Annotated in this window: 11 protein-coding genes and 1 pseudogene; all 12 read right to left on the reverse strand. The window is 32.0% G+C overall.

Going from position 1 to position 13,614, the window contains the following annotated elements:
- Positions 1-621, reverse strand: a pseudogene (locus tag RWO76_RS03830) (hypothetical protein); the annotation flags it as partial.
- A gap of 2 nt (positions 622-623) precedes the next feature.
- Positions 624-1,706, reverse strand: a complete 1,083-nt coding sequence (locus RWO76_RS03835; protein ID WP_314354384.1) for a hypothetical protein — start codon at positions 1,704-1,706, stop codon at positions 624-626.
- Positions 1,707-1,718: 12 nt separating this feature from the next.
- Positions 1,719-1,943 carry a hypothetical protein gene (locus tag RWO76_RS03840; protein ID WP_314354385.1) on the reverse strand — a complete coding sequence of 75 codons (225 nt, stop codon included), beginning with the start codon at positions 1,941-1,943 and terminating at the stop codon, positions 1,719-1,721.
- Positions 1,943-2,647: a hypothetical protein gene (locus tag RWO76_RS03845; RefSeq protein ID WP_314354386.1), complete on the reverse strand. Its 705-nt coding sequence runs from the start codon at positions 2,645-2,647 to the stop codon at positions 1,943-1,945. The genes RWO76_RS03840 and RWO76_RS03845 overlap by 1 nt, the downstream gene beginning before the upstream one ends.
- 41 nt (positions 2,648-2,688) lie before the next feature.
- Positions 2,689-5,130: a phage tail tip lysozyme gene (locus RWO76_RS03850; protein WP_314354387.1), complete on the reverse strand. Its 2,442-nt coding sequence runs from the start codon at positions 5,128-5,130 to the stop codon at positions 2,689-2,691.
- 10 nt (positions 5,131-5,140) lie between these two features.
- Entirely contained in the window at positions 5,141-7,486 is a 2,346-nt protein-coding gene (locus tag RWO76_RS03855; RefSeq protein ID WP_314354388.1) for a VirB4-like conjugal transfer ATPase, CD1110 family, read from the reverse strand.
- A complete protein-coding gene (locus RWO76_RS03860; protein WP_314354389.1) occupies positions 7,440-7,796 on the reverse strand; it encodes a PrgI family mobile element protein in 357 nt (118 codons plus the stop codon). Before RWO76_RS03860 ends, RWO76_RS03855 begins: the two co-directional genes overlap by 47 nt.
- A 3-nt stretch (positions 7,797-7,799) precedes the next feature.
- Complete coding sequence (locus RWO76_RS03865; protein ID WP_314354390.1) at positions 7,800-8,579, reverse strand: hypothetical protein; 780 nt, start codon at positions 8,577-8,579, stop codon at positions 7,800-7,802.
- A gap of 9 nt (positions 8,580-8,588) precedes the next feature.
- Positions 8,589-8,816, reverse strand: a complete 228-nt coding sequence (locus RWO76_RS03870; RefSeq protein ID WP_314354391.1) for a hypothetical protein — start codon at positions 8,814-8,816, stop codon at positions 8,589-8,591.
- A 36-nt stretch (positions 8,817-8,852) separates the two neighbouring features.
- Positions 8,853-9,293 (reverse strand): hypothetical protein, encoded by a 441-nt coding sequence (locus RWO76_RS03875; RefSeq protein WP_314354392.1) that lies wholly within the window; start codon positions 9,291-9,293, stop codon positions 8,853-8,855.
- A gap of 47 nt (positions 9,294-9,340) precedes the next feature.
- A complete protein-coding gene (locus RWO76_RS03880; protein ID WP_314354393.1) occupies positions 9,341-9,610 on the reverse strand; it encodes an HU family DNA-binding protein in 270 nt (89 codons plus the stop codon).
- Between the two features lie 82 nt (positions 9,611-9,692).
- Positions 9,693-13,475 (reverse strand): SpaA isopeptide-forming pilin-related protein, encoded by a 3,783-nt coding sequence (locus tag RWO76_RS03885; RefSeq protein ID WP_314354394.1) that lies wholly within the window; start codon positions 13,473-13,475, stop codon positions 9,693-9,695.
- Positions 13,476-13,614: the final 139 nt, after the last annotated feature.

Here is a 13,614-nt window from a genome sequence, read left to right on the forward strand (position 1 = left end):
GCTTGGTGTTGTATCACCTGAAGGTGTTCCTGGTTGTACGCTTGGTGTTGTATCACCTGAAGGTGTTCCTGGTTCTACTGTTGGTGTTGTTGGCTCAACTGGTGCTACTGGATTCGTTGGTTCTACTGTTGGTGTTGTTGGTTTATTATTATCATCTGATGAAACTGTTGGATTTTCTTCTTCAATTGGTTTCGATGGTGTTGGTAATACTGCAACAGTATCTTGCTTCTTATTATCTTTTTCTGCTAGTCCAACTACTTTATCCAATTCAGTAGTCGGCTTTTCGATTAGTGTTACAACCTTATCCAGTTCTTCCGGTTGTGTTAATCTTGCTTCCGCAAATGCAATAATAGTATTGACGGTTTCTTCAGATACAGATTGTTTACTTAGTTCTACCACTTTATCGACCGCTTCTTCTTGAGTTTTTGGTGCTGGTGTTTCCTTAGTAGACTTGTTTTCAACTTCTACTACAGCTTGTTTTGTAGTTTCTTCTACCGCAACTTGTGTTTGTTGATTATTTTGTTGTGTTAAAGAATAGAAGGAACAAGCTCCTAGTGATAATAATAATAAAGCACTTGATCCAATTATTTTTAGCGTCTTCTTTTTATTTTGTTGTTCCATGATTAAAACACTCCTTTTTTAATTTTTTCAATTTTTTCTTGAATTTGTTTTAATTGTTTATTGGAATCTTCTTTCTGTTTGTCTGTAAGCGAACTATCTTTGAGTTTGTCCTTCAGATTATTTTCTTCATTCAAAGCTGTTGTGACATGGTCAATTTTCGTTTGCAAAGTTAATTGATGAATTTTATCTTGAATCTTTTCAGCAGTTTTTAAATCCAATGCCTTTAATGCTTCAACAGCTTTTACTTCATAGGATTCTGCAATCAATTGTTTTAGCCTACTACTTCCTAATTCCTGATTCAATTCAAAGGCTTCATCAGTCATTCCTAATTTTACGTAACTTACTGCTAGAGCTGTTTTTCGTATAGGTGTTGTAGCTTCAGCTTTCAAATCCACAACCTTCTCAAAATTTTGCTTTAAATAAGCTAAGTCAAATTTTGCTTGAGTGGAATCTGTTTGTTGTACATAATTTTCTAAGTCAGATATTCCTTCTTGACCTTTATCGAAAAGAATAGATTCAACCTTTTCTTTATTTTTAGGATACTCTTCAACAGCTTTTACATATTCGTGTTGTTGAATCAATGTTTCATATTTTGGTTTTAACATTTCAGGAAGAAAAATTACACCTAAAGCAATTGCTACGCCAGCACAAAGAATGAGTAAGGACACTTTTAATCTATTCAAATTAAACGGTTGTCGTTCTTCTGTTACCTTTATAGGCTTTTCCTTTAAAGATTTCTTTGTCACTTTTTCGTGTTCTTTTTCCTGAACAGTCGGTGTTTTTTCGAACTGCTTTTCTTTTACAGGCTTTCTTTTTTCTCTATGTGAAGATACTAGAGGAAGCAATACTTCTTCTGTATCGGTTTTAAACGGGAATTGAATATGGACTTCTGAATAAACCTTTTCATCTCTATCGCCTTTTCTTAAAATTAGGACACTTCCCATTTCTCCAGCATTAGATAAACGGCTATTTTCAGCTTCTGCCCAATCACAGAGTTCTTCAAATGATTCAATTAGCGTTGTATTTACATTATCAATCTCTTCAAACTCAAAGTGGAAGGTTTGTTTTTTCTTAAATAAAGCCATCTAACCACCTCTCTAACCATTTTCTCCATTCAATAACTCCGCAAGATCTGCTACACTCATGTTGTTTTGAATTAAAATTTCCTTTGTCATCAATAATTCTAAACGTTCTATTTCTTTCTTCTTTTGACTAATAGATTCTGTTGTATCTTTAATTAATATTTCTCCTTTAAGAACCTCTTCTTCTAACTTTTCTTTCTTTTGCTTATACCGCTCGAATTGTGTTAATTTTGGTTTCATTATAATGTCCCCCTTACTTTGACTGTCCCAACTTCTGTTGTTTCTGTTGTTGTAGTAGATGGTTGTTGAGTTGTTTCTACCTTTTTCGTTTGTTCAGTTGTTTCAGTGTTAACTTCAGGTGTTGTTGAAGATGTATGTTTTTCGTTATTAGTTGCATTCTTTAATAAAATAGGCTCAATTCTATTCACTAGATACTGATTCTTATTTTTTGTATAAAATAGTTTAATTGTTGCTTTTTCTGAAAGTTTAACACCTGCTTCTGCATTGTTACGTTTGGTTGTTTGTACATTTGTATATGATACTTCTACTAATGCACTTAGATTTTCTTCATCAATATAAATCGTTGCTTTATCATAAACTTGATTTAGTACATAACCTTTATAGGCTTGTGTTACTGGAGATTCATCTAATTTTACTTGTTGGGCATATAGTTGTTCTGTCATAAACTCTTTATATCTTTCTTGATTTTCACCAACGTCTTTTTTCGTATAATATGCTAAAAGAAATTCTTTTACTTTATTAGCAGTTAGTGTCTTAGATTCATCTGTATTTCTTGCTTCTTCTACTGTAGAAATTGCTTGTTGTCGTGGCGAATTTGAACCACCAATCCACATTCCACATGCAATCCCAACAATTAAACAGAGAACTCCAATTGTTGCAGTAATTGCTTTTCGTACTAGTTTCACTTTATTATCATCGTACACATTCTTCTTCCTTTCTTACTTTTCGCCTTGAAGGCAAAAAGTTATTGATTTACATGCATAAAGTATAGTCCATACGCTGGTTTTAAAATTCGATAACTCATAGAGTATTCTCCAGAAGCATTCATTTCAGAAATAATAAAACTTCCATCTTCCAATACTGCTTCACAAATGGCAACATGCCCATAAATTGGATGTGAGCCGTAAACTCCTGTATTAAAAATAACAATATCTCCAGCTTGTGGACTGTCTACTAATGTAGCACCTTCTGTAAGATAATAAGAGGAACTCCATTCATTCGCATTTCCCATGTATGGAAAAATACTCTTTCCTAATTGTTTCATACGATTATAGACGTACCAGGTACAATTTCCTAACGCATAAGCATTTCCTTCCCAACCTTCTCCAGGTCGTACTTCTTTATTCGTATATGGTTTCAACATTTTATCTTTGTATTTGTTGTAAATTTCAGCACTATTTGTATTTAATGGGATAGTGCTTTGTCTTGTAAAATATTGAAACCAGTTTTGAGCAGATTGAATTCTTTCTTGTACTTTGTCTCCAGGATTTCCTTCCCATTTTGTTAAAAAAGCAACTGTTAACTCAGATACAGTATCTCCAAGTTTCTTGTTCAATACTGCTTCTAATATATGAATTGAAGTAGAAGTATCTCCATTAGTCATAAACTCTAACTGAAGTTCCATATCATACCATTTTTTCCCTTTACTTTTCGCATATTCTCGCAACATAGTATGTCTTGTGCTACCATCAGCTGTATCCGTCCATTGACCTAATCCTAACCCACGTTTTAAAATGTTAGGATATCGTCCTCCATAAATTTCAGGTCCCGATTTGGCTAACCATTCATCAATATCCCAACTAGCTGCAATTGAATTTCCAAACTCTCCTTCAGCAGATTTTGGATTTATTTTTGATTCAATATCAAAATTACCAAGCATTGCAGCTATCCCTTCAACTGAATAGCCTTTTTTAATGAAAAAATCATAAATTTGTTTTGCACGTTCTAATACATTGGAATTAGGAGAAAAATTGGAACTTGCGATAATCGTTGTTTGAGCATACGATACTTTGTTTAAGTAAAAAGCTGGATTCACTTTATACCATTTTCCATCGTTTAGTTCATAAACAAGTTTAATACGTTCAGAAATCGCATTTCCTATATAATCTTCTTTATTTAAACTATCGCCTTTATTTAAACGACTTGTATCAATTCCGACAATCGTTAATCTTGCATGATTATCTTGATTAATCACGATTCGATTAATTCCCACTTCTTCCAAATTCCCTGAAAGTGGTGATAATAAATTTGTTCCTACATCAACTTTAATTTCTGTTTCTTCATTTATTCCAACAGAATCTCGTTTATGTTCATAGCCCATTCTTCTTGTAATTAAGTAACTGTCTTTATCATATAGTTTACCTAAACGTTTAGATAATGAAGAAAAACCTATTTCTTTACGAGCTTTATCAAAAGCATTAAAATCTTTCGAATCTAAAAACCATGGACTTGAGGAATCTTTAATAAATTTGTCTAGTGGAGTAACTGTATAAGATTCTTTTCCATTGATTGTTTCCCATAAATCTGTACTGATTTTTTCAAATGATTTTGGTTCTTCCTCTTTACGATAATAGTCTTTGATAGCTTCAGCTTTAGGATTGAAATTATCATATCTGAAATTCAAATAAAACAGCGGATCATTCCAATTGGTATAAAAAGTATCTACACTATTGGTATGTTTTGCATCTAATTTTGTTAATTCCAAATAAGCTTCAGTTAGATTTCTATCATTTTGAACAATTGAAGGTTTTATTATTGTTGGAGCAAAAAAACTCATCACAATAACAAATGGAACAATAATAGCTAGGATAATTCCTATATTTTGAATCTTAAAAGGATTATTTAATACGCTTATTCCCTTTCCTAAAATCCTTTTACTTATGCTAAAAACTTTCGTTGCTTTATGCTGTTTTACTCGAAATTTAGCCTGTTGTAATTTCCTAAAATGGTTATGGTATCTTGTTGGTAATTGTTTAAATCCATTACCACGAACCAAGTTATAGGACTTATTGGAAAAACTATAAACGTGCTTACTTGTTTTTGTACCAATTTTAATAGTAGCTTTTCCTGTCCCTTTTAAGCTTCTGTATATCTGACTTCTTTGTGTTGCACGTTGTTTAAGTTGACTGATTTCTGCTAAATTTTCATCTTTAGATGTTTGTTTTTTTGTACTATTTTTAATTTTTGATTTTAAAGAGTATATTGTTGTTTTCTTAAAAGTAATATGCTTTTTTTCGAAGTTCTTCTTGCTCTTTTTATAAGACTTCCTTTTTTCTCTTAATTTATTTTTTAATTCTTTTCGAGTATTTTTATCTGAATTTTTTTTAAGTCCTTTATATTCAGCTTTAGCTACTTTATAGTCTGTTTTATTTTTTTTAACGTCTTTCTTATCTTTTCTTCTTCCCATCTAACCACCTCTAGGCGTCCGTTTCCATTAGACGGAACAATTCTGTATCTTCAGAAATAATATTTTCAAATGGAACAACAACACCTCCAGAGGAGATTAATCCTGTCCCTTTTGGTACTTTTTCTCCAACATATTTAAGTAGGTTAGGTGGAATACTTATTACACTTTGAAGAGATTCTATATCCACTTTCTTTTGTCTTAAAAGTACGAAAAACTCACTATTTGAAAGCATTTTTCGTCCTTCACTATCTTCCAATAGTGTTGCGATATTTTGAGTAATTCCAGTTGGAATTGCTCCATACTTTCGAACCCTTGACCACAGTTTCATGAACCATTTTGAATTTTCGGCACTGTCAAAATTGAGTTGCAATTCATCAAAGAATAGCCATGTTGTAACTTTACCTTGATTTTGCACTACCTGATTCCAAATTTGATCGAGAATGACTTTCATAGCAAATGGTTTTAACTTTTCATCCAATCGTTTAATATTGAAGATAACAAATTTATCATTCAAATCAATATTGGTTTTATATGAAAATATATCCTGACTTCCAACCGTGTAAGGCTCTACTTTCAGTGCTAATTCTTCAGCAATGTTTTCAGGTTGTTCTTTTAAGATATGATACCATTCAACCAATGTAGGATTTTCATATTTTTCATAAACTTTACGAGTCACACGGTCGACAATACTAGCTTCAATATCTGTATATTCCTTCAGTAAAGATTCAAATAAACTTGATAATAGATTTGCTTTTTCTTTGATTAAATCCACATACTTATCTTCTTTCTGAAGAAGCCCTGTGTCCGCCATATCTAAAATATTTAAGTGGTGTTCTGAACCAGCATAGATATCTAAAATTGTAGCACCAAATTCTTTACCAATTTTTGCATATTCGTCTTCAGGATCCACAATACGAAATATATCGTTTTTATTGCTTAGCAAGGTAGAAATAATGCTCCATTTCGTAGTCATACCCTTCCCTGAACCACTCGTTCCAAAAATTAAGCCTGAAGGGGTATTCAGATTTTTTCGATTTACAGTAATAATATTTCGGCTTAATTGATTTTTTCCTAAGTACTGTCCTGTATTATCTTGTAAATCTATTGTTGAGAAAGGAACTTGCGTAGCAATATTATTAGTTGTCATATCTCTCATATAGTTACTTTCAACGTCTAAATATGCTTTTCCAATCGGTAAAATTGTATTTAACGCTTCTTCTTGCATTTTATATGCTACATCAAAGTAAACTTCATGATGACTAACTGCGGCTTGAATATTTTTTGTTGTTTCTTCTAATTTTTCTTTATCCTCTTCCATTAAGAGAACTGCAAAAATTCCTGAAAACATTTTTTGCTTATTTTCTTTCATATCTCGAAATAGTTCTTCAATATTTCTTTTGACTTCTGATGCAACTCCCGAAACCATATCTTCAGATAATCCACTTTTTAGATTTTCTTTTTGTTCTCTAGCAATTGCACGTTTATTCAACATCAGTTTAGTAGTAGTTGCTTTTCTAAATTCAGTAGGATTATATGGTCTTGCGTGAATAGATATACATAATTCATGTTCTGAATCACATAAATTTTTAATTAAAACATCTTCTAATTGTTGAGGATATTCACGAATATATAATACTCTCGCACAATAGTTGTCAATCATAAAATAATCATCGAAAAACTTAATTCTATTCGGTGCTATAAATGATTTTGTAGTTAATCCAGTTAATGCCAAATCACTATATTTCATTTTAAAGAATTGTTTTGGGCGTAATAAATTATGAAATTGTTTTAAGCGTTCAACCCCATCTAAATTAGTGAAAGTTAGGTTAACACTTTTAGAATGAAATTTTGTACTAAAATTAAGTATTATTGAGGACAATTGTGATTCTGCTTGTTTAGGTGCATTTGCTTTTGTAGAAAATACAGCATATTGTTTTGTTTCAAAGTTCTTTTGTTCCAACATATAGTTTGCTTCAATTATGTTGTTGATTTCTTTGCGATACTTATCATTCTTGTCTTCCTGATAAGGTAAAAGAAAATTATCAATCATGCTATCATCAATACGTTTATTAACTACAAACAATTGATAGTTTGAATTTTTATCCAATGAATTTAATGCTTCAGCATAACTAACAACAGTATCTATTTTTTCTTCTTCATCAGCTACACTGTAGTTTAAATCTCCTAATTCAACCATTTTAGAATACTCATGTTCTACAATGTGCATTAATCCATTTTCGTATAAACTTGTATATTTTATAGTATTCGGACTTGTTGCTGAAGCTATCATTCGCTCATATCTTAATTTTTCAGATTCTGTCTGTTTCTTTGACACTTTTCTTTTGAATAAATTCACTAGGCTCATACCTCCTTATCTGCTCTACTTGATAAACTCTATTCTGATCTACAAGAAAGAATTCAATATCCTTTTTAAATTGTTGTATTTTACCTAAATATGATAAGATTGGCGGTGCAACCATTAATCCAGATGTTAGAAACGCTAATAAATATGCCACTACTTCAGGAAGAACTACCATTTCTAACACTATTAGAATTATTCCAGGAATACTTAACGCTACAGTTTTTAATTGTCGTTTTGTCATTCCTAGCATTACTTCAGGTTCATATTTTGATACGTCTGTATAGAATCTTGATTCTAAATTCACTAGTTATCCACCTACCATTTTCTGAGTTAATCGTTGTGAACCTAACACAATTCCAACATATGCTACAGATTTGACAATAAACATAAATTGATTAGCTAAATTTTTAGCAAAGTCATCTCCGTTAGAAGTTACTTCCAGAACTTCCCCTATTCTAATTGCTTGAAATACTTTTATAATGAGTATCAAAGCAAATCCTTGGATGACTAGTGCTAATACCTGTCTAATGTAACTTTTAGCAATTGAACTCCATTCATCACTTACAAAGGACGCAAACATTACTCCAGCAATCATTTTATAAACGTACAGCGTTAAAAAACGCATGAAAATAAGAATATCTGTAACGATTTCTCCACACCACAAAGCAAAATTGCTAAAGACTTGTACTATATTAATAATCATGCTTTGGCTCCAACTTAAATCGCCATTTATTGATGGCACTGTTCCTGAACTTACATCTCCCTCAATAGATACACTATTAATGATGTGTCCAATGGCATTTGCAAACCAAATAAAGGAATCAATAATTTTATCACTCAACATCACAAATGCTAATGCTATTACATATTTCCATACAACAGACATAAGCAATTCAATACTTAGAATTCCTTGTTCACTAGAAAGCTTCTTTTGCAAATTGGCAAGTTCTATATACAGCATTATTCCCAAAAGGGTTGTGCCAACTACATTCAATGCAGTAGAAATGCTCGTTGCATAGTTATTGGCAACTCCATTGTAACTTTCTAAGGACGAAAGTAGTTTCTCTAATGTTCCTTCATTTATCATGTGATTCTCCTAGAACGAAATGTTCCCTAAAGCTGCAACAACAGCTACAGTAACACCACTTGCAATTACCCCTACGACACCACCTAATAGCATTGAGCTGATTCCTTGGTCAATTTTATCGGGATTTTCATTTTTGAAGCCTTTGTACCATGTAAAAAGCCCCATTAAAACATTGAATAATCCAATCACTGTAATGATTGACCCTATAATTGTTACTAATTTTGTTACGATTTCCATTTGATTTCCTCCTCAATTAAATCTTTATAAATAGTTTTATTCTTCAGGAAACGAAAAATCATCATCTTCATCTTCATAAGAATCGTCAAATGAATCATCATATTCTGAAAGAGTTAAGATTCTTGATACAAAATATCTTTTTTGTTTTCCTTCAGTATCTGAATCAATTTCAACATAAATTTCTTTGTCTTTTAAAAAATCAACGGTTTCTTTATTGTAACCAAAATCCACTTCAGGAATGTCATAACCGTGGTCTTCTACACTCGTTAAAAGATACTGTAGATAATCTTCTGTATAATCTGTTCCAAAAACAAGATAGTAGTAACCTCTTCCACTTTGATTATTTTCCAAAATTAGTTTCAACATTTGTGATCCTTTTTTAGATTTAGTCATCTCACAACTAATTATCGTCACATCATGCTTTCCTTCTTTTAAAAAATTAGGTTTCGGTCTTGCACCTTTTCTTTCAAATTTCATATTATTAATTCCTTTCTATCACTTTTCGCCCTGAAGGCGAAAGGTTACTAATCTTCTCTGTATCTCTTTTTGATAACTTCAGACGTCTTAAATCCCAAGCTATACAATTGTTTTTCGGTTCTTTGAGATTTAATTGGTATCTTTCTGCTACTCTTGAAAAATGTTCCAAATTCTCTAAATTGAATCTTATGATTTTCTTCTGCTAGACTAACTATTTTTTTAAATAAATCTTTTAATATTAATTCAACAATGATTTCGTTTGTTCCAATATCACTACTAATCATTTTTACAAGGTCGTGATTTGTATATTTTGTCACAATATGCTTCCTCACTTTCTTACTCACTTTTCGCATTCAAGACAAAAGGTAAGAGTGGTATTGTACCACTCTTATCCTTCTATTAGTTTTGTTGTTTCTTTTTTAATAAGACTAATGCACCAATTAATGCAATACTTCCAGCAAGAATTGTCATTCCGCTTTCTTGTGTACCAGTCTTTGGTAACATTGGTTTCACTTCAAACGATTGGTTTTCGTCTTTTGAATCTACGTGTTCAGAGATTAAGTTTCCTTTTTCTCCATTTTTGTTTACTTCAAAAACTTGTTCCATGATTGTGTATTTACCTACTGGTAATTTACTTGTATCAATCTTGTCTAATTTCACTTCTACTTCGCCAGATCCATCTAATTCTAAGATTTGTTCAACTGGTTCACCAACGACTTCATTCGTACCATATTTTACTAACCATGTACGAACTAGGACTTTACCATCTTTGAAATCTTTGTAAGTAAGTGTATCGACTAATTCTTGTTTTTCACCGACTGTCATAACTTTCTTACCACCAATTTTTGCAAAGGTATTGATTGTTGGTTTTAAGACTTCAACAGTTTGTTTTTCGTTCTTCAAGTCAAAGTGAGTTGCTACTTTTTCTTTGTCACGATACAAGTCTTCTCCATATACGATATTACCTGTATATCCTACAGGAACTGTAAATTCAAAGAATTCAGTTCTTATCGCTTTGTCTGCCACGAATTCACGTTTTTGTGTTGCATACACTTTTCCATTGCTATCGTATTGAGTAGCGACTACTGTATATTTTTTGCCAATTGTTAAGTTTGTCATATCCGCACGTTCGATATGTTTTTCAAACACATATCCTTTTTTCCCACCAGTTTGCGTTGTAGCTTCTGTATGGATTAAAGGTTGACGTTCATTCTCAACTACTGTACGAGTATCTGTTGCTTCTGTAGAATGATTATTTTTATCTAATTTTTCTCCGCCTTTAATTGTGAAGAAGAATTTTTGAATCGTTGCTAGGAATCCTTTTGCTGGTTTTGTTTCTTCTGCATAGTAGTTTCCGTATTCTAAATTTTCAAAGACAATTCGTCCATTCTTATCAGTAGAATAATGTCCTACTTCGATTTCGCTGTTATTTTCTAATACTGCTACTAATTTAAACTCAACACCTTCAATTCTTTCTTTACTATTTGCTTCAACCTTAACTAATTCGTGATCGCCACGTTTTAATTCATTCACGATTGGTTTTTCAACAACAACTGTTTGTGCTGGACTTCCGCTTGTCGCAAAGCTTGAAGATACACCAATTTTTGAATCATTTAAGCTATATGCTTCTCCAGTAGTGATTTCTTTCAAGTAAAATTCTCCGTCAATTGGAAGGTTTCCAAATGTATATGTTCCTGAACCATTTACTTGTGCAAGTCCGACTAAACTATTAGCAGGCAAGCCTTCAACAGCATTAGCTGTATAAAGTCCAAAGGTTGCTTTTTGTTCATTTTTAAAGTACTTAGATTTTTCAAATTGTTTATTAAATTGAACTGAAATAGTCTTACGTTCGTTGTGAACAGAAACACTATGACTATCAACTTTTACGGTTTGAGCTTGTGGGGTAAATGTAATTTCTCTTACTGTATTATCAACAACATATTCTTTTGGTGCTGACACTTCACGATATTGATATTTTCCTAATGGTTTATTTATAAATTCTACAATTCCTTTGTCATTTGTTGTTTGTTGTTCAACAACTTTGCCATCTTTAATTAATTCAAACGTTACTCCAGCAAGCGGTAAACTTTGAATGTTAGGAACATTTACTCCGTTACCATCTTTTACCCAAGATACGATTTTTGAACCTGTTTTAGTAATTTGTAATTGACCTTTTTGAGGTGTATTCGCAAATTTAACGGTTACAACTGTTTCATTGCCTGAAATATTAACAGCTAAACGTTTGTCTGATAATACATAGCCTGTTGGAGCTTGTACTTCTTCGATTTCATAATCCCCATAAGTTAATTGTTGAGGGAATGTTACTTGACCGTTTTTATCCGTTTCAAATACATCAATTGTTTGAATAGCTGGATAAGTTACTTGTTGGCTTACTTGTTTTCCATTTTTATATAATTTAAAACGGACACCTGAAGCTGGAATGTTTTTTCCTGTTTCAATATCAGTCTTTATTAATTGTAAATATGATTTTTTCGCATTATTTTCAACTACATAATGATACGTATGATTATCTTTTGATGAATCTAATGCTACCTGAATTGGTTCAGTGGCTTTGTAGCCTGTTGGGGCATGTTCGACTAACCATGTTGGTGTATTATAGCTAATCTCTTGAGATACTCCATATCCATTCTCATCTGTAATGAATGAAGTAATGACCTTATTTGATGAATCAACTAAATCAAATTGAATCCCTTTCCCAGCTTGACGAGTACCACTTCCATCTAATCCTTGATCTAAGTGTTTTGAAACAGATACTTTGTATTTTTTTGATACATTAGTTGCATTTACTGTTGTCGTTTGTCCATCTTTGATTTGTACGCTATATACTTGTTCATTCAAACGATATGTTTCTAATGTTCTTGTTTCTTTAATATCCCATTCTTTAGGGAAATAATTATTGAAGTAGGCTTCACCTTTTTCGTTAGTTGTTGCAGTCGCAACAGGTTTGTTACTGCCTTTTTCGTATAAACCAAACTCTACTCCTGATAAAACTTTTTTTGTTTCATCATCTGTTTTAACGATTTTAATATTTCCTTCTTTCGGTGCATTTGTGACTTTAACGGTTGCTGTTTCATTGGGTACAACATTCACTTTAAAAGTTTGTCGATTTAATCGGTGAGTTTGGATTGTTTTTGTTTCTTTGACAATCCACTCTTTTGCTTCCACATCATTAAAGAAAGCTTCACCGTTTTTGTTAGTTACAGCCGTTTTTATTGGAGTATCATTTCCCTTTGCAAACAAACCAAACTCCACTCCCGCAAGAACTTTACCATTCTTTTCATCGGATTTTACAATTTTAATATGCCCGTTTTTAATGACATTTAATTTTAGTAAAGAAAATAATCTGTCAGGATCACGAAACATCATTACATTTTGACTTGTTGGATAAGTAAATAATAAAGAAGCTGGAGTATAGTTATCTGGTAAAGATTTAGGTCTAAAAACAAATGTTGCATCTTGAGAATCCTTTGTAGCAGTGATTTTTAATTGAGAATCATTAATTTTCTCAAAAATCCAACCTTTTGTGTCAGTTGGATTAGAAATGTAAGGTGACACTTGATTTGTGTCTGTTAATGTAATAGATTCTCCCACTTTTAAAGTATGATTTTCATTATGCCAACTTGTGGCACGTTCTCCATTTAATTTCCCATTAACAAAATCTGATACAGCATTATAACTATCCCAAGACGTCCCCGCACGAAATTCTTGAGGTGTCCACCCCAAAATATCCCAAACTTTAGTTTGTACATAGAAATAACGATCATAGCTTTTATCTTCTGACATATCCCAACCCCAAAAGATAGTATTTTTAATTTCGTCAATTTGTTGTTGTGTGATTTGTGTTCCAAAATGGTCGACTAAAGCTCCTTCTCGAATTTCTTCGCTTGAATAATAAGTTCCAGGAATTGCATTCGTTGGTGGATCGACACAGAAAACAACCTCTCCATTAATTTTTAAAAAACCAAAACTGTTTTCCGTATAAACCCACCAATTATAGTTATATGCTTTATGATAAAGCTTTACATTTCCCGTACCGCCATGTTCATCAGTTAATAGATAGGTATTTGCTTGAGCTTGAGAAGCATTGCCTAAACTGGTACATAATCCCGTTAAAGCGATTAAACTTAAAAGTGTTTTTTTTATTCGTTTTTTATAATTCATTCTTCTTTAAAATCCTTTCTTCTTTAGTTTTCTTTTCGCCTTCAGGGCGAAAGGTGGTTCTTTATTCCTTAAATAACTCATGATGTTCTCCTTATAAAATAAAAAAGCAATGTTGGATTTCTCTAACATTGCTTTTTAC

The sequence above is a fragment of the uncultured Granulicatella sp. genome, from assembly GCF_963521425.1.
GTDB lineage: Bacteria > Bacillota > Bacilli > Lactobacillales > Aerococcaceae > Granulicatella.